This window comes from Kineococcus siccus (genome assembly GCF_009906795.1).
Classification (GTDB): Bacteria; Actinomycetota; Actinomycetes; order Actinomycetales; family Kineococcaceae; genus Kineococcus; species Kineococcus siccus.
This window is the reverse complement of sequence record NZ_JAAALN010000079.1, coordinates 1-17,069: the sequence shown is the minus strand read 5'-3', so window position 1 is coordinate 17,069 and position 17,069 is coordinate 1. Positions and strand designations below refer to the sequence as shown.

Genomic DNA, 17,069 nt, shown 5'->3' with positions numbered 1-17,069 from the left:
TCCCAGGACACCTCCCCCGCCGCCTCCGGCACCGCCACCGCTCCCGAGGTCGTGCGTGCCCGGCGCGACCCGGCGGCCGGGGCCGCGGGGCCCTCGGCCACGACCGACCCCGCCCGTCACCCGGAGGCGGCGTCCGGGTTCAACCTGCAGGGGCTGAGCAAGCGCTTCACGCTGGGCCGCAAGAGCGTCCTGGCGCTGGACGAGACCCACCTGGGCACCCGGCGGAACGCGTTCCTGTCGCTGCTGGGCCCCTCGGGCTGCGGCAAGTCGACGATCCTGCGCATCCTGGCCGGCCTGGAGAGCCCCAGCAGCGGTGAGGCCCTCGTGAACGGGCTGACCACGCGGGAGCTGCAGCGCCAGCACGAGCTGGGCATCGCGTTCCAGGACTCGGCCCTGCTGCCGTGGCGGACGGTGGCCGCGAACATCCGGCTGCCGCTGGAGGTCGCGGGGGTGCGACCCGAGAAGGGGCTCGTGGACGACCTCATCGGCCTGGTCGGCCTGCGCGGCTTCGAGAAGGCCAAGCCCGCGCAGCTGTCCGGGGGCATGCGCCAGCGCGTCTCGATCGCCCGCGCGCTCGTGGTCCAGCCCACCGTGATGCTGCTGGACGAGCCGTTCGGTGCGCTGGACGACATGACGCGCCAGCGCCTGAACGTCGAGCTCCTGCGCATCTGGACGGAGAAGCCGGCCACGACCCTGATGGTCACCCACGGCATCTCCGAGGCCGTGTTCCTCTCCGACGTCGTCGCGGTCATGAGCCCGCGGCCCGGCCGCGTGGTCGAGGTGGTGGAGATCGACCTCCCGCGGCCCCGGACGCCGGAGATGATGCGCACGCCCGAGTTCCACGACTACTGCGACCGGCTCTCCCTCGTCCTGTTCGGCGGGGGCGGCGGCGGCGCGGCACCGGACGACGCGCCGCCCGGTGTCGTCGGGGCCGACGGCTGATGGCCACCGACGCGCTGCGGCAGCAGATCGCCGCGACGCCGCCGCCGGGAGCCCCGGCACCGCGCGTGCGGCCGGACGCCCCGCCGTGGCTGGGCGGGGTCCTGGGCGTGCTCGCCGTCCTGGCGGTGTGGACCCTGCTGTCGGTCACCGTCTACCGCAGCAGCGGCATCGTGCCCACGCCGTGGGGCGTGGTGGCGCAGTTCGCCGACACGGGGTTCGCGCAGTACTGGCGCAACGCGTCGGTGACGACGTGGTCGGCCGCGCAGGGCTACCTGTGGGGCAACCTCGCCGCCGTCGCCCTGTCGTGCGTCGTGCTGCTGCTGCCGGCGTTCGAGGGGGTCGCGACCCAGGTGGCCGTCATCTCCTACTGCATCCCGCTGACCGCCATCGGGCCCATCGTCCTCATCGTCTCCGAGCCCGGGGCGCGCACGACGTCGATCTTCCTCGCGGCGCTCAGCGTCGTGTTCACCACGGTCGTGGGGTGCCTGCTGGGCCTGCGCGCGGCCGACCGCACGGCCCTCGACGTCGTCCGCGCGTACGGCGGCTCGCGGTGGACGCAGCTCGTCAAGGTCCGGCTGGTCGCGGGCCTGCCCAGCGTGTTCGCCGCGCTCAAGCTCGCCGCGCCCGCGGCGTTCCTGGGCGCCGTCCTGGGGGAGTACTTCGGCGGGGTGGACTCCGGCCTCGGCATCATCATCACCGCGGCGCAGACCAACCTGCAGTACGCCCAGCTCTGGGCGCTGGCGCTGCTGTCCGGGGCGATCGCGGGGGTCGGCTACCTCCTCGTCGGCGTCCTCGCCCGGCTCGTCGCGCCGTGGTCGGCCACGGGCGAGAGCGGGGTGCGCTGATGGCCACCACCGAGGTCCACGAGCGCGTGTCGAACGCCTCGATCGCCGGGGCGGTCGCGGGGCGGATCGCGCGGACCGTGCTGACCCTGCTGCTGTCCGGGGTCGTGCTGGTCGCCGCGTGGTACGCCCTGCTCGCGCTGCTGGACGTCGACGCCTTCGTCGGCAAGCGACCGCTCGACGTCTACGACTGGCTCTTCACCGTCGGCTCGGCGCCGGAGAACCGGGCGTTCATCGCCGACGCGCTGAGGATCACCCTGGTGGACTCCGCGGTCGGGTTCGCGGCCGGCATCGGCGCGGCGGTCGTCGTGGCGTCGCTGTTCACGATGTTCCGCCAGGTCGAGTTCGCCTTCATGCCGCTCGCGATGCTGCTGCGCTCGGTCCCGCTCGTCGCGATGGCCCCGCTGATCGGGCTGACGTTCGGCCGGGGGATCGCGGGCAACGCCGCGATCGGCGGAGTGGTGGTGTTCTTCCCGGTCCTCGTGAACCTCACGCTGGGCCTGCGCTCGGCCTCCCCGCAGTCGATGGACCTGGTGCGGGTCAACGGCGGGACCCGGTGGACGGCCCTGCGCAAGGTCGCGATCCCGACGGCCCTGCCCAACGTGTTCGCGGCCGTGCGCATCAGCGTCCCGGGCGCGGTCATCGGGGCGATGCTCTACGAGTGGCTGTTCAGCGCGAGCGGTCTCGGCGTCGAGATCATCCGGGCGAACTCGCAGGTGCAGTACTCCAAGCTGTGGACCATCGTCGTCGTCGTCACGTTCACCTCGATCCTGCTCTACACCCTCGTGAGCATCGTCGAGACGGTCGTGCTGGCCAAGTGGGGCCCCGACGCCGGCAAGAACTGACGCCGGCGGGAGCTGACGCGGACCCCGGCCCGTCACCCCGGCGCGGCGAGGAAGCTCGCCAGGGCCGCGGTGACGGCGCCGGGTTCCACGAGGTGCGGCCAGTGCCCCGCCCGCAGCGAGCGCAGGTCGACGGAGGTGAACCGCGGGTTGCACCGCCACAGCGCCTCGGCGTCGACGTCGCGGGAGCTGCGCACGTACAGGGCGGGTACCGCGACGGCCGCGAGGGCGGGGCGGGGGTCGAGGTCGAGGACCGCGCGCCACAGCGGCCGGACCGCGGCCTCCGGGGTCGCCGCGACGCGCGCGACGACGGCGTCGCGCAGGGCCGGCTCGCGCGGGCCCCAGGCCCGCGTCATGGCGTCCACCAGCTCGGCGTGCCACCCCGGGCCGTCGACGGCCGCGACCCGGGCCCGCTTGGCCGCCAGAGCGGCGGGGGTCACGGGGACGTTCGCGTCGACCAGGGCGAGCCGCGTGACCAGGTCGGGCCGCGCGAGCGCCAGCAGCAGGGCGACGACGCCGCCCGTGCTGTGGCCGACGAGTGCGGCCGGCCGCGCTCCGCGGCGGGTGGCGCGGTGGGCCTCGAGGCGCGCGGCGACGTCGTCGACGACGGCCGCCAGCGTCACCGGCCCGGGCAGCGGGGGAGCGTCCCCGTGCCCCGGCAGGTCGAGCGCGAGCACGCGGTGGCCTGCGGACAGCGCGCGCTCCTGGTGGTGGAACTGCCCGGCGTCGCAGCCGACGCCCGGCAGGAGCACGACGTCCACGCCGGGTCGCGTCAGGCCGTGGCCAGGACGCGGACCGACCAGGCCGCGGTGCGCAGCACCGAGCCCGCCTCGGCGGCGCGCGTGCGGCGCTCGGGCACGGAGCACCACTGCGGCAGGAACCGGGGCAGGCCGTCGAGCGCGGGCAGGACGACGTCGACGTCCGCGGGACCGGCGTTCACGACGACGAGCACGGACGCCTCCCGGCGGTCGCGGCCGTCCACGAGCACCTGCAGCACGCGCTGGTCGGGCCCGTGCCAGCGCTCGACGGTCATGGGCTCGCCGTCCTCGGAGAACCACAGCAGGTCCTGGCGCTGCTCGCGCGGCGGCTTGCCGCGCACGACGCCCGCGTCGCGCAGGACGGGGTGGCGACGGCGCACGGCCAGGAGCTCCCGGGTGTCCGCGAGCAGCTCGCGCTGCCAGTCCTGCAGGTCCCAGTCGATCCACGAGACCTCGGTGTCCTGGCAGTAGGCGTTGTTGTTGCCGCCCTGCGACCGGCCGAACTCGTCGCCCGCCGTGAGCATGGGCACGCCCGAGGACAGCACCAGCGTGGCGAGCAGGTTGCGGATCGCGCCGCGGCGGCGGGCCAGGACGGCGGGGTCGTCCGTGACCCCCTCGACGCCGTGGTTCCAGCTCGTGTCCCCGTCGCTGCCGTCGCGGTTGCCCTCCCCGTTCGCCTCGTTGTGCTTGCGGTCGTAGGCGACGAGGTCGGCGAGGGTGAAGCCGTCGTGGGCGGTGACGAAGTTGACGCTCGTGAGGCGCCCGCGGCGGGGCTCGAACGTGTCCGCCGACCCCGCGAACCGGGTGGCGAACTCCTGCAGGCCGCGCCCGCCCGCCACGGGCGCCTGGTGACCGGCCGCGATCTCCCGCGCGTCGGTGAGCCAGAACCGCCGGACGCCGTCGCGGAAGCGGTCGTTCCACTCGTGCAGCGGCTGCGGGAACTGCCCGGTGCGCCAGCCGAACGGGCCGATGTCCCACGGCTCGGCGATGAGCTTGGTGTCCGAGAGCACGGGGTCGGTGCCGAGGGCGGACAGGAACGCGTGGTCGGGGCTGAACCCGCCGGGCCCGCGGGCCAGGGTGGGCATCAGGTCGAAGCGGAACCCGTCGACGCCCAGCTCCGTGACCCAGTACCGCAGCGAGTCCAGGGTCAGCTGCAGCACGCGGCGCTCGGAGAAGTTCAGGGAGTTCCCGCACCCCGTCACGTCGAAGGGCCGGCCGCCCGCGTCGCGCAGGTAGTAGGAGGCGTCGTCCAGGCCCCGCAGCGACAGGTGCGGCCCGTCGGGGCCCTCCTCGCACGTGTGGTTGTAGACGACGTCGAGCAGGACCTCGATGCCCGCCGCGTGCAGGTCGCGCACGGCCTCGCGGAACTCCGCGCGGACGGCCTCGGGCCCCGCGGCGCGGGCCGCCGCCGTCGCGTACGCCGCGTGTGGCGCGTTGAACGCCAGGGTGTTGTAGCCCCAGTAGTTCACGAGCCCGCGGCGGCGCAGGGCCAGCTCGGACGTGCTGGCGTGCACGGGCAGCAGTTCCAGCGACGTGACCCCCAGCCGGGTCAGGTGCTCGAGCACCGGCGGGCTCGCGAGACCCGCGTAGGTGCCGCGCAGCTCCGCCGGCACGCCCGGCATCCGCCGGGTCAGGCCCTTGACGTGCGCCTCGTAGACGACGGTGTCCGCCCACGGGACGCGCGGGCGCTCGTCCGCCGCCGGGCGCAGCGGCGCGGGCAGCGCGTCGAGCACGACCCCGTGCGGCACGTGGGGCGCGCTGTCCCGGGGGTCGGGCACGGCCAGGTCACCCTGCAGGTCCTCGCCGACCACGTGGCCGAAGATCTCGGGACGCAGCGCCACCTCGCCCACGACGCCGCGCGCGTACGGGTCCAGCAGGAGCTTCGCGGGGTTGTGCCGCAGGCCGCGCTCGGGGTCCCAGCGGCCCGCGACGCGGAAGCCGTACCTGGAGCCGACCCGCAGGCCGGGCACGTACCCGGACCAGACGCCGTGCTCGACGTCGGGCAGGCCCGTGCGGACCTCCGTCCCGTCGTCGGCGAGCACGCAGACCTCGACGGCGTCGGCGTGGGCCGCGAACACCGCGACGTCCGCCCCGTCCCCGCGCGGCGTCACGCCGAGGGGGTGCGGCCGCGACCGGCGCGGGGCGGCAGCGGAGGAGTCGTCGCGGTCCGTCGTCGGGGCTGGCACGCGGCGCAGTCTGCCCGAGTCGATCACCGGGGGCCATCGGCGGCTCCGCCCGCCGGCGCTCCGGCCGCGCTCCTAGACTGGGGGGGTGACGGCGTACCTCGACCACGCCTCGACGACGCCCCTGCGCCCCGAGGCCGCTGCGGCGCTGGTGGCCGAGATGTCCGCGGTCGGCAACCCGTCGTCGCTGCACTCCAGCGGCCGCCGGGCACGCCGCACCGTGGAGGAGTCGCGCGAGGCCGTGGCCGGCGCGCTGGGCGCGCGGCCCGCCGAGGTCGTGTGGACCTCGGGCGGCACGGAGGCCGACAACCTCGCCGTCAAGGGCCTGTACTGGGCGCGCCGCGCGGAGGACCCGCGCCGTCGCCGCGTCCTGCTGAGCGCCTCGGAGCACCACGCGGTCCTGGACCCCGTCGAGTGGCTCGTGCGGCACGAGGACGCCGAGGTCCGCTGGCTGCCCGTCGACGCCACGGGGCGCACCGACCTCGACGCCCTGCGCGCCGAGCTCGCGGACGCCCCCGGCGAGGTCGCGCTGGTGTCCCTGATGTGGGCCAACAACGAGGTGGGGACGCTCCAGCCCGTCGCCGAGGCGGCGGAGCTCGCGCACGCCGCGGGCGTCCCCCTGCACACCGACGCCGTGCAGGCCGTGGGCCACCTGCCCGTCGACCTCGCGGCCACCGGGGCCGACGCGCTGTCGCTGTCGGCGCACAAGTTCGGCGGGCCCGTCGGTGCCGGTGCGCTCCTGCTGCGGCGCGGGACCGCGCTGGTGCCGCTGCAGCACGGCGGCGGGCAGGAGCTCGGCGCCCGCTCGGGGACGCTCGCCGCCCCGGCCGCGCGCGCCACGGCCGCGGCCCTCACCGCCGCCGCGGCGGGCCTGGACGAGGAGACCACCCGGCTGCGGGCCCTGCGCGCGGTCCTGCTCGACGGCCTGCGCGAGCGGGTCCCGGGCCTGGCGCTGCGGGGGCACCCGACGGACCGGCTGCCCGGCAACCTGCACGTCACCGTCCCCGACTGCGCCGGCGACTCCCTGCTCTACCTCCTCGACGCGGCCGGGGTCGAGTGCTCGACGGGCTCGGCCTGTCAGGCCGGGGTCCCCCAGGCCAGCCACGTGCTCCTCGCGATGGGCCTGTCCGACGAGGAGGCGGGTGGTGCGCTGCGGTTCTCCCTCGGCTGGGACTCCACGCGCGCGGACGTCGACGCGGCGCTCGCGGCGATCGGTCCCGCGGTCGAGCGCGCCCAGCGGGCGGCCGCCTCCACGCGCAGCCCGCGGCGCCGGAAGGCGTCCTGATGCGCGTGCTGGCCGCCATGAGCGGCGGGGTCGACTCGGCCGTCGCGGCGGCGCGGGCCGTGGACGCGGGCCACGACGTCGTGGGCGTGCACATGGCGCTGAACCGGAACCCGTCGGCGCTGCGCACCGGGTCGCGCGGCTGCTGCACGATCGAGGACTCCCTCGACGCGCGCCGGGCCGCGGACCTGCTGGGCATCCCGTTCTACGTCTGGGACCTGTCGGAGTCCTTCGTCGCCGACGTCGTGGACGACTTCGTCGCCGAGTACGCCGCGGGCCGGACGCCGAACCCGTGCGTGCGCTGCAACGAGCACGTCAAGTTCGCGGCGCTGCTGGACAAGGGGATCGCCCTCGGCTTCGACGCGGTCGCCACGGGGCACTACGCGCGCGTCGAGCGGGGCGAGGACGGCCGGGCGCAGCTGCACCGCGCGGCGGACCAGCTGAAGGACCAGTCCTACGTCCTCGCGGTGCTGGACGCCGACCAGGTCGAGCACGCGATGTTCCCCCTCGGCGACGCGCCGACGAAGGCCGCCGTGCGCGCCGAGGCGCAGCGGCGCGGCCTGCCCGTCGCGTCCAAGCCGGACAGCCACGACATCTGCTTCATCCCCGACGGGGACACCCGCGGGTTCCTGCGCGACAAGCTCGGTGAGGACCCGGGCGAGGTCGTCGACGTCGACGGCACGGTCCTCGGCCGCCACGCCGGCACGTACGGCTTCACGGTCGGGCAGCGCAAGGGCCTGGGGCTGGACCGCCCCGCGGCCGACGGCCGCCCGCGCTACGTCCTGTCGATCTCCCCGGTGCAGCGCACGGTGACCGTGGGCCCGGCGGAGCGCCTCGCGGTCGGGGCGCTCACCGCGCTCGACCCCGTGTGGTCGGCGCCCGAGCCCGGCGGGGTCGTCGAGGTGTACGCCCAGGTGCGGGCCCACGGCGAGCCCGTGCCCGCCGTCGCGGAGCTCGTCGGCGGCGAGCTGCGGGTCCAGCTGCGCACCCCGCTCACGGGTGTCGCCCCCGGGCAGACGGTCGCGCTCTACGACGGCACGCGCGTGCTGGGCTCCGCCACCATCGCCGCGACGACGCCCGCCTGACGACGCCCGCCCGACGACGCGCCGGACCGACCGGCCGGCGCGTCCGGCCGTCGCACGCCGTAGGGTCGGCGACCGTGAAGACGCAGACGCTGGGAAGGACCGGCCGCGAGGTCGGCGTGGTGGGGCTGGGCTGCTGGCAGCTCGGCGGTGACTGGGGCACGGTCGTCGAGGACGACGCGCTCGCGACCCTGCGGGGCGCGGCCGAGGCCGGGGTGACGTTCTTCGACACCGCGGACGTCTACGGCGACGGGCGCAGCGAGCAGCTGCTCGGCCGGTTCCTCGCCGACGGCGCCCCCGAGGGCACGGTCGTGGCCACGAAGATGGGCCGGCGCGCCGACCCGCACGAGCCCGCGGCGTACACGCTGGAGGCGTTCCGCGCGTGGAACGACCGCAGCCGGCGCAACCTCGGCGTCGACACCCTCGACCTCGTGCAGCTGCACTGCCCGCCGACGCCCGTCTACTCCTCCGACGCGGTCTACGACGCGCTCGACACCCTCGTCGAGGAGCAGCGGATCAAGGCCTACGGCGTCTCGGTCGAGACCGTGGCCGAGGGCCTCACCGCGGTGGCCCGCGCAGGCGTCGCGAGCGTGCAGATCATCCTCAACCCGCTGCGGCTCAAGCCCGTCACCGAGTTCCTGCCCGCGGCGGCCGCCGCGGGCGTCGGCGTGGTCGTGCGCGTCCCGCTCGCCTCGGGGTTGCTGTCGGGCCGCTACGACGAGAGCACCACGTTCGGCGCCGACGACCACCGCACGTACAACCGCGACGGGTCCGCCTTCGACATCGGGGAGACCTTCGCCGGCGTGCCGTTCCCCGTCGGGGTCGAGGCTGCACGGCGCCTGAAGGCGGTTGCCGGCGACGTCCCGCTCGCGGCGTTCTCGCTGCGCTGGATCGTCGAGCAGGCCGGGGTCAGCGTCGTCATCCCCGGGGCGCGCAACGCCGAGCAGGCCCGCGGCAACGCCGCGGCCGCCGACCTGCCGGCGCCGACCGCGGAGCAGTCCGCGGCCGTGCGGGCCGTCTACGACGAGCTCGTCGCGGAGCACGTGCACGACCGCTGGTGAGACGACCGCGCGCCGTCCTCCTCAGGCGGTGTGCGGCGCGTGCCCCGCGGGGACCTCTTCGCCGGCCACGGGCGGCGGCGGGGGGGTCCCGTCGCCGAAGGGCCTGCCGCCCAGCGCTTCCCGGCCGTGCGGCTCCAGCCAGCCGGACAGGTCCGGTCCCTGGGGGAAGATCCCCGTCGGGTTGATGTCGCGGTGCACGACGTAGTAGTGCTGCTTGATGTGCAGCACGTCGGTCGTGTCGCCGAACCCCGGGGTCTGGTACAGGTCGCGGAAGTACGCCGACAGCACCGGCATCTCGGCGAGCTTGGACCGGTTGCACTTGAAGTGCCCGTGGTAGACGGGGTCGAAGCGCGCGAGCGTCGTGAACAGCCGCACGTCGGCCTCGGTGATGGTGTCGCCCACCAGGTAGCGCTGGTGCGCCAGGCGCTCGGACAGCGCGTCGAGGCGCGCGAACAACCGGTCGTAGGCCTTCTCGTAGGCCTCCTGGGTGCCCGCGAAACCCGCGCGGTAGACGCCGTTGTTCACGTCGCGGAACACGTCGCGGTTGACGGCGTCGATCTCCTCCCGCAGGTGCTCGGGGTACAGCTGCGGCGCGCCGGGGCGGTGGAACGCCGTCCACTCCAGCGACAGGTCGATCGTCATCTGCGGGAAGTCGTTGGTGACGACCTGGCCCGTGGGGACGTCGACGATCGCGGGCACCGTGATGCCGCGGTCGTAGCCCGGGATGCGCGCGAAGAACGCCTCCTGCAACCGCTCGACGCCGAGGACGGGGTCGCGGCCGTCCGGGTCGAGGTCGAACGTCCAGCTGCGCTCGTCGTGCGTGGGGCCGCAGACGCCCATCGACAGGACCTGCTCGAGCCCGAGCAGGCGCCGCACGATGATCGCCCGGTTGGCCCACGGGCAGGCGCGGCTGACGACGAGGCGGTAGCGGCCCGGCTGGACGGGGTAGCCGTCCCGGCCGTCGGCGGTGATCCGCGTCTCGATGTAGCGCTGGTCGCGCCGGAAGTCACCCGTGGGGTTCACGTACCCCGTGCTGCCGCCCGGAGTGCCCGTGCTGGTCTCGCTCATGCCGCTCCTCCGCTGGTCGTCCCCCGACCGTAGCCGCGCACGGACGGTCGCGGCACGATGGCCCGAGGGGCGAGCGCCCCGACGAGGTGACGAAGGGGTCCACCGCCATGCCGAAGCCCACCGTCCACACGCTGCTGCACGGCTACCAGGTCGAGTCCACTGTCGGCGACATCGCCTTCTGCAGCGTCACCCTCATCGAGGCGCCCGACCCGGCCGGGGGCCTGCGGCGCATCGTCGTCGACACGGGCCACTTCGGCCGGGGCGTGGTGCTGCGCCGGGCGCTGGCGGCCCGCGGGATCAGCGCCTCCGACATCGACGTCCTGCTCCTCACGCACGCGCACTGGGACCACGTGCAGGGCATCGAGCACTTCGACAACGCCGTCGTGGTGGCCCACCCGAGGGAGCTGGACTACATCTCCAACCCGCACAGCGGCGACCACGCGACGCCGGCGTGGACGAAGGCGGTCCTCGACCGGTACGACGTCCGCTCCGTCACCGAGGGCCACGACCTCGCGCCGGGGGTCTCGGTCGTCGAGGCGCCCGGCCACTCGCCCGGCACGATCGCCGCCTGCGTCGACACCGACGACGGCATCGTCGTCGTCACCGGGGACGCGATCCAGAACGCGATGGTGGCCCAGCAGCGGCGCAACGCCCTGGTGTTCTGGAACGAGGAGCAGGCCAACCGCTCCGTCGGCAAGCTCGTCGACCTCTCCGACGTGGTCCGCCCCGGCCACGACCAGCCCTTCCGGCTGTCGGCCGCGGGCGAGGTCGAGTACCTCGAGGAGTTCTCGTTCGGGCTGCGCCGGGTGCTCCCCGACACCCCGGGCCTGACGTTCGACCTGCAGCCGGAGCTGACGCCGCACATCGCCGAGGCGCCGCCCGGCTGGATGGACTGAGCGAGCGGGCGCCGGCCCGCTCAGGTGGCCAGGACCGTGACGGCGTGGATGACGAGGCCGACCAGGCCGCCGACGACGGTGCCGTTGATCCGGATGAACTGCAGGTCGCGCCCGACGTGCAGCTCGATGCGCTTCGCGGCGTCGGCGCCGTCCCAGCGCCCGACCGTGTCGGAGATGACGGTGGCGAGCTCGGGGGCGAAGCGCCGCACCACGTGGCCCGCGGCGTCCGTGAGGTGCCCCTCGACCCGCGCCGCGAACCCGGCGTCGTCGACCATGCGCTGGCCCACGTCGCGCAGGGCCTCGACGCTGCGCTGGCGCAGCGAGGACGACGGGTCGTCGAGCGCGTCGACGAGGTAGCCGCGCAGCGCGGCCCACACGCCCTGCACGGTGTCGGCCAGGCCGGGGGAGTTCAGCAGCCGGTACTGGAACTCGTCGGCCTTGGCGCGGGTCTCCGGGTCGTGCTGCAGCGCGTCGGCGTAGCGGGCCAGCAGGTCGTCGATGGCCTGCCGGCCGGGGTGGTGCTCGTCGTCGAGGACGTCGCCGACCCAGCGCAGCGCCTCGGTGTGGACCCGGCGCCCGAGCCGCTCGTTCAGCCAGTCCGGGGCCCACAGGGGGGCGCGCTCCTCCACGAGGCGGCGCACGGTGTCCTCGTTGGTCACCAGCCACGTCCGGGCCTCGGCGAGCGTCAGGTCGACGACGGGGTGGTGGCTGCCGTCGCGGACCACCTCGCCCAGCAGCCGGCCGAGCGTGGGGCTCCACGGCTCGGCGGCGAAGCGGCGGATGACGACCTGGTCGAGGACCGCGGTGACCTCCTCGTCGCGCAGCACGCCCAGGGCCCCGGTCAGCACGGTCGAGGCCTCGACGACGACGCGCTCGGCCCCGCCCCGGTGCGCGAGCCACGACCCCGCCCGGGCCGGGACGCCGGCGCGCTGCACCTTGTCGCGCACCACGTCCTCGGCGAGGAAGTTCTCCGCGACGAACTGCTCGAGGCTGCGGCCCAGCGCCTCCTTGCGGGTGGGGATCAGCGCGGTGTGCGGGATGGGCAGGCCCAGCGGGCGGCGGAAGATGGCCGTCACCGCGAACCAGTCCGCCACCGCACCGACCATCGCGGCCTCCGCACCCGCGTTGACGAAGCCGAGGAACCCGTCGCGCCCGATCGTCAGGGCGTACACGAGCGCCGCGAGCACGAGCAGGGCGGTCGCGGTGGTGCGCATGGTCCGCAGCCCCCGGCGGCGCTCCTCGTCCCCGGGGGCGTCCAGCGACTCCATCCGCAGCGGCGGCGGAGCGCTCGGGCGGGGCGGGCTCGCGGTGCTCACGGGGTCATCCTCCCCGACGCCTCCCGCCCCGGCCCGCCACGCCCTCGCCCGCCGTCGCCTCAGCGGGTGAGCGCGTCCCGCAGCTGGACGGAACCCAGCAGGCCCGACCCCGGCGCCGGCACGCCCGTCGTCGCGCACGTGACGTCCCCGTCCGGGGCCGCCCCCGTCGTGAGGAACGCGTCCACGAGGTCGTCGACGCACGGGTTGCCCGCCGCGCCGTAGACGCCGTGGTCACCGTCGCCCGCCACCGTGACCAGCCGCGAGCTCGGCAGCGCCGCCCGGGTCCGCAGCGCCCCCTCGTAGGAGGTCGCCGGGTCGTGCTCGGTCTGCACGAGGAGGACGGGCGGCAGGTCCCGTCCGTCGGGTGCGGGCAGGCTGAGGGCGGGGCGCTCCCAGTACGCGCACGGCTGCAGCGCCTTCGACCAGCCGACGAGCGGGAAGCGGCTGCCCTGCCGCTCACCGAGCCCCGCCCAGAAGGCGCCGCCGCGCGACCAGGCCGTGTCGTTGCACGTGGTGGCGAAGAAGGTGGCCTGGGCGGCGTCGGCGGCCGGGGCCTCCTCGGGGGCGGCGGCGTCGGGCAGGAGCCCGAGGACCCGCTGCGCCAGGCCGGCGCTCGCACGCTCGGCGCCCGTGCGGTCCCCGGACGCGAGCAGGTCGCTGACGACGCGCAGCGCCCGCATCGTCCACGCCAGCGACTCGAAGCTGGTCTTGGAGTACATGGCCTGCGCGACGATCCCGTCGAGCAGCGCCCCGTCGATGCGCAGGCCCAGCACCGGCACGACGACCGGCCGCGCGGCGAGGTCGGCGCGCAGCCGCTCGTAGCTCGCGTCGACCTCGGCGGGCGTCGCGCCCAGGCGGAACAGCCACGGGTAGCGGGCCGCCCAGGGCTGGAAGTCCTCGGCGAAGCGCCGCTGGAACGCGGGCGGCTGGTGCTCGGCGAAGACGCGCTGGAAGGGGCCCGTGACGTCGGTGTTGGAGTCCAGCACGAACCGCCCGACGCGGCCCGGGAAGTACGTCGCGTACTGCGCCCCCAGCCACGTGCCGCCCGAGTAGCCGACCCAGTCGATCGTGTCGCGGTCCAGGGCGTCGCGGACGAGGTCGAGGTCGGCCACGGTCTGCTCGGTCGTGACGAACGCCGAGAGCGGGTCCTGCTGGCACGCCTGGGCGGTGCGCCGGGCGAGGTCCTGGGTCGCGGCGACGGCCTCCGGCGAGCGGTCGCGCGGGTCGGGCGCCGCCGTCAGGTCGGCCGCGGCGGGCAGGCAGGTCACCGTCGAGCTGGCGCCCGTGCCGCGGACGTCGACGCCCACGACCTCCGTCGCCGCGAGCGCGGGGCGCACACCGAGGACGGCGGGCAGGGACAGCCCGGGGCCGCCCGGGCCGCCGGGGTTGGTGAGCACGCTGCGCGCCGGGCGCTCCCCGTCCGTGCGCAGGCGGCTGACGGCCACCCGGAGCGGCTCCCCGGCCTCGGGGTCCAGCCAGTCGCGCGGCACGGCGACGGCCGAGCACTCGAGCAGGGCGGCCACCTCCGCCGAGCCCACGGCGTCCGCGCTGCACGGCGCCCAGACGAGCTCCTGGTCGCGGTAGCGGGCGGGAGTGCGGGCGAGGAACTGCTCCTCCGCCGCGGCCACGGTCGCGGGGCGGGCGCTCGCCAGCGCGGACAGCGGGGCGCTGCCGGGCAGCGAGGCCGTGGGGGGCGGGGCGGGCACCGTCGCGGCGGTGGCGCTCGCGGTGGTGGTCCCCGCGAGGAGGGTGGCGCAGAGGGCGGTCGCGGAACCGGCTGCGGTCAGCGCCGCGGCCCTCGCGCCGACCCCCCTCACGCGCGTGCTCCGGGAGCCGTGGTGACGTGCTGACTCGGGTGCGTCATGGCGAGACCTCCTGTGCGGTGGTGGTGGGCCTGCTGTGCGGTCGCCCGCCGTCCCCCATCCACCCGCACCGCGACGGCGCGTGGCGACGCACCTCGGGAGGAGGTGCGGTCCGTCGAAGGTCGGATGCGCCGGCGGGTAGCGTTCCGGCGTGCCCGCTCCCGACGTCGCGCCCGCTCCCGCCGCTGGGCCGCTCACCGCTCCCGGCGCCGTCACCGGCCTCGGGCAGCTGCCCGGCGAGAACCCTCGCGAGGCCGCCCGGCTGGTGCTGGGCGACCTCGGCGAGGACCCGCACGTCCCGCACCTGCCGCAGCTGCCGGCGCGCGGCCCGGGGGCGGACCCGGTGGGGCGCACGGCCGCGGTGCTCGTCGACCTCGCCGTCGACCTGCAGCCCGCGGGCTGGCGCTTCGTCGACGCGCCCGGCCGCGACCAGCACCGGGCCCGCGCCTTCCTGGCCGCGGACCTCGACGAGTTCGCCGAGGCCGCCGAGGGCTGGACCGGTCCGCTCGTCGTACAGGTGCTGGGTCCCTGGTCGCTGCTCGCGAGCGTCGAGCTGACCCGCGGGGAGCTCGCGGTGTCCGACCACGGGGCGCGCCGCGACGTCGTCACCTCCCTCGCGGAGGGGACGGCGCGGCACGTCGCCGACGTCCGCCGCCTCGTGCCGGGCGCGCACGTCCTGGTCCAGGTCGACGAGCCGTCGGTGCCCGCGGTCCTCGCGGGGCGGCTGCCCACCGTCTCGGGCTACGGCACCCTGCGCGCCGTGCACGAGCCGGAGGTGCGGGCGGGGCTGCGCGAGCTGCTCGACGCCGTGCGGGGCGCGGGCGCGGAACCCGTCGTCCGGGTCGCCGCGGACGAGGCGCCCCTCACCCTCGTGCGGGAGGCCGGGGCCGCCGCGGTCGCGCTGGACGTCAGCGCGCTCGACGACCGCGGGTGGGAGTCGGTGGCGGCGAGCGTCGAGGACGGCGTCCGCCTGTGGGCCGGCGTCGCGCCCGTCACGGGCGGGCTGCCGTCCGTCGCCGCCCTGCGCGACCTCGTGCGGGGGCCGTGGCGGCGGGTGGGCCTGCCGGCCGCGGGCCTCGCCGAGGTCGTGCTCACCCCCGTCTCGGGGCTCGCCGGGACGGCCCCCGACGCCGTCCGGCCGCTGCTGCGGCGCCTGCGGGAGGCGGGGTCCGCGCTCGAGGAGTCCTCGGCGGACTGACCCACCGCACCCGTGCGTCGGCCGGTGCGGTCGGCCAGGCCCTGCCGGGGCGCCGGGGTCGGGCACCATGCTGACGTGGATCCCGACACCCTGACCTTCCGCGACGCCACGCCCGCCGACGTGGACGCGGTCGTCGCCCTCGTCGAGTCGGCCTACCGCGGCGACACGAGCCGGCGGGGCTGGACCACCGAGGCCGACCTGCTGGACGGCCGGCGCACCGACGCCGCGGGCGTCGCGGCGATCGTCGCCGACCCGCACGCCGCGGTGCTGCTGGCCGAGGACGCCGACGGGCTCCTGGCGTGCTGCGAACTGCGGCCCGCGGAGGCGGGCGCCTACTTCGGCATGTTCGCGGTCGACCCGGGGCGGCAGGGCCGCGGCGTCGGCCGCCGGCTGCTGGCGCACGCCGACGCCGAGGCCGTGCGCCGCCACGGCGCCGGTGCGCTGGAGATGACGGTGATCGTCCAGCGCACCGACCTCATCGCCTGGTACCTGCGGCTGGGGTTCGCCGCGACGGGGGAGCGCAAGCCGTTCCCGCACGGCGACGAGCGCTTCGGCCGCCCCCGCCGCGACGACCTCGAGTTCGTCGTGCTGCGCCGGGCGACGACCGCTCCGCCCGCGTGAGGGCGGTCAGTCCCGCGCGAGGTCGGCCTGCACCTCGATGGTGAGGAACTCGTCGTCGGGGCGGCCCGGCGTGCGGCCCGCGGAGAACGGGAAGTTGTTGTCGTTGCCGACGACGACGGTGTGCCGGCCCACCACGTCGACGCTCTCGATCGTCTGGAACGGGAACGTGGCGAAGCTGCCCTGACCCGCGAGGCCCTGCGGGTCCGGCACCGCCATGAGGTTCACGAGCAGCTGCTTGCGGGGGTGGCCCTCCGCGTCGCGGACGCTCGTGTCCACGAGGAACACCGCCTTGAACACCGCGGTCGGCCCCTGCCCGTCGTCGCGCTCCAGGACGAGGAACCGGTGGTCGTCCACCGCGGTCAGGTCGCCGATCGCGTTGCCCGGCACCTCGAGCCGGTAGGTGAACTCCTCGCCCCGGTAGCGCTGCCGCAGCGTGTCGTAGCGCAGGACGCGGAGGTCCTGCGGGTCGTCGCCCGCCACGGGTCCCTCCAGGAGCGGGAAGAGGTAGCGGCCGTCGGCGGACTGGGCCATGCCCTCGAACCCCTTGCTGCGCGCCAGGTTCGGCGTCGCGCGGTCCGCCCCGGGGGTGCCGAGGGTCGGGTTGTCGGGCGAGGCGACCCCGGGCAGCGGGACCGGGGCCGCGAGCAGGCGGCCGGTCGCGTCGGTGTGCAGCAGGTAGGGCCCGAACTCCTCGCCGAACCAGAACGTCCCGTCCGGGGACCGCCGGAAGGACTCGGGGTCGAAGTCGGCGCCGGTCAGCCGGCGGTCGGCCCGGGTGAGCGGCCACGGGACGCGCGCGTCGGGGTCGGAGAGGGTGAAGCCGCCGGGGACGACGGCCAGGGAACCGTCCGCCCCCGGGGCCAGGCGGTGCACCGCGAGCAGGAAGTCGGCGCTGTTCGCCTTGGCGCCGTACCCGTTGTCGGACAGGACCAGGTAGCTGCCGTCGGGCTGGACGAGGTTCCCCGAGAACCCCTGGACGGGCTGCGCGGCGAACGGCACCGCGACGCCGTTGGCGGTCTGGATCGCCGCACCGCTCGGGACGGCCTCGCCGAACGTCGCGGCGGGCAGGACGTGGCGGTCGACGAGGCGGGCGCTCGCGGGCGGGGCGTCCTGGCC

General features: G+C 76.0%; 15 protein-coding genes. 9 read left to right on the top strand and 6 right to left on the bottom strand.

The features are described from left to right. The first annotated feature begins 51 nt into the window (after positions 1-51). Genes GTR02_RS10755 through GTR02_RS10745 form a run of 3 tightly spaced genes read left to right on the top strand, consistent with a single transcriptional unit; the run spans position 52 to position 2,629 of the window. Entirely contained in the window at positions 52-942 is an 891-nt protein-coding gene (locus tag GTR02_RS10755; protein ID WP_420814719.1) for an ABC transporter ATP-binding protein, read from the top strand. After that, positions 942-1,787, top strand: a complete 846-nt coding sequence (locus GTR02_RS10750; RefSeq protein ID WP_166607486.1) for an ABC transporter permease — start codon at positions 942-944, stop codon at positions 1,785-1,787. The genes GTR02_RS10755 and GTR02_RS10750 overlap by 1 nt, the downstream gene beginning before the upstream one ends. Beyond that, entirely contained in the window at positions 1,787-2,629 is an 843-nt protein-coding gene (locus tag GTR02_RS10745; protein ID WP_166607485.1) for an ABC transporter permease, read from the top strand. The genes GTR02_RS10750 and GTR02_RS10745 overlap by 1 nt, the downstream gene beginning before the upstream one ends. 32 nt (positions 2,630-2,661) lie before the next feature. Here GTR02_RS10745 and GTR02_RS10740 read toward each other — a convergent pair whose 3' ends face one another. Together GTR02_RS10740 and glgX are read right to left on the bottom strand one after the other, a co-directional pair. After that, positions 2,662-3,387: an alpha/beta fold hydrolase gene (locus GTR02_RS10740; RefSeq protein ID WP_166607484.1), complete on the bottom strand. Its 726-nt coding sequence runs from the start codon at positions 3,385-3,387 to the stop codon at positions 2,662-2,664. An 11-nt stretch (positions 3,388-3,398) separates the two neighbouring features. Then, positions 3,399-5,570, bottom strand: a complete 2,172-nt coding sequence (gene glgX, locus GTR02_RS10735) for a glycogen debranching protein GlgX (RefSeq protein WP_166607483.1) — start codon at positions 5,568-5,570, stop codon at positions 3,399-3,401. Between the two features lie 85 nt (positions 5,571-5,655). Between glgX and GTR02_RS10730 the strand changes: the two genes are divergently transcribed. From GTR02_RS10730 to GTR02_RS10720, 3 genes are all read left to right on the top strand, one after another. Next, positions 5,656-6,852, top strand: coding sequence for an aminotransferase class V-fold PLP-dependent enzyme (locus GTR02_RS10730; RefSeq protein WP_166607482.1), 1,197 nt, complete (start codon positions 5,656-5,658; stop codon positions 6,850-6,852). Next, positions 6,852-7,934: a tRNA 2-thiouridine(34) synthase MnmA gene (gene mnmA, locus GTR02_RS10725; RefSeq protein WP_205709030.1), complete on the top strand. Its 1,083-nt coding sequence runs from the start codon at positions 6,852-6,854 to the stop codon at positions 7,932-7,934. Before GTR02_RS10730 ends, mnmA begins: the two co-directional genes overlap by 1 nt. Positions 7,935-8,008: 74 nt before the next feature. Continuing rightward, on the top strand, positions 8,009-8,992 hold the full coding sequence (locus tag GTR02_RS10720; protein WP_166607481.1) for an aldo/keto reductase: 984 nt from the start codon (positions 8,009-8,011) through the stop codon (positions 8,990-8,992). 21 nt (positions 8,993-9,013) lie between these two features. On the opposite strand, the gene GTR02_RS10715 is transcribed toward GTR02_RS10720, so the two are convergent. Beyond that, entirely contained in the window at positions 9,014-10,060 is a 1,047-nt protein-coding gene (locus GTR02_RS10715; protein ID WP_166607480.1) for a glutathione S-transferase family protein, read from the bottom strand. 107 nt (positions 10,061-10,167) lie between these two features. Between GTR02_RS10715 and GTR02_RS10710 the strand changes: the two genes are divergently transcribed. After that, positions 10,168-10,956 carry an MBL fold metallo-hydrolase gene (locus tag GTR02_RS10710; RefSeq protein ID WP_166607479.1) on the top strand — a complete coding sequence of 263 codons (789 nt, stop codon included), beginning with the start codon at positions 10,168-10,170 and terminating at the stop codon, positions 10,954-10,956. Between the two features lie 20 nt (positions 10,957-10,976). Here the strand turns inward: GTR02_RS10710 and GTR02_RS10705 are convergent, their stop codons facing one another. After that, positions 10,977-12,272 carry a DUF445 domain-containing protein gene (locus GTR02_RS10705; protein WP_338073733.1) on the bottom strand — a complete coding sequence of 432 codons (1,296 nt, stop codon included), beginning with the start codon at positions 12,270-12,272 and terminating at the stop codon, positions 10,977-10,979. A gap of 59 nt (positions 12,273-12,331) precedes the next feature. Continuing rightward, complete coding sequence (locus GTR02_RS10700; protein WP_166607478.1) at positions 12,332-14,089, bottom strand: alpha/beta fold hydrolase; 1,758 nt, start codon at positions 14,087-14,089, stop codon at positions 12,332-12,334. A gap of 196 nt (positions 14,090-14,285) precedes the next feature. Here GTR02_RS10700 and GTR02_RS10695 point away from each other — a divergent pair, with 196 nt between their 5' ends. Both GTR02_RS10695 and GTR02_RS10690 read left to right on the top strand, forming a co-directional pair. After that, positions 14,286-15,332 carry a uroporphyrinogen decarboxylase/cobalamine-independent methonine synthase family protein gene (locus GTR02_RS10695; protein ID WP_166607477.1) on the top strand — a complete coding sequence of 349 codons (1,047 nt, stop codon included), beginning with the start codon at positions 14,286-14,288 and terminating at the stop codon, positions 15,330-15,332. A 75-nt stretch (positions 15,333-15,407) separates the two neighbouring features. After that, a complete protein-coding gene (locus tag GTR02_RS10690; RefSeq protein WP_166607476.1) occupies positions 15,408-15,953 on the top strand; it encodes a GNAT family N-acetyltransferase in 546 nt (181 codons plus the stop codon). 6 nt (positions 15,954-15,959) lie between these two features. Here GTR02_RS10690 and GTR02_RS10685 read toward each other — a convergent pair. Continuing rightward, positions 15,960-17,069, bottom strand: a 1,110-nt coding sequence (locus GTR02_RS10685) for an esterase-like activity of phytase family protein (RefSeq protein ID WP_166607475.1), incomplete at its 5' end; no start/stop codon positions are given.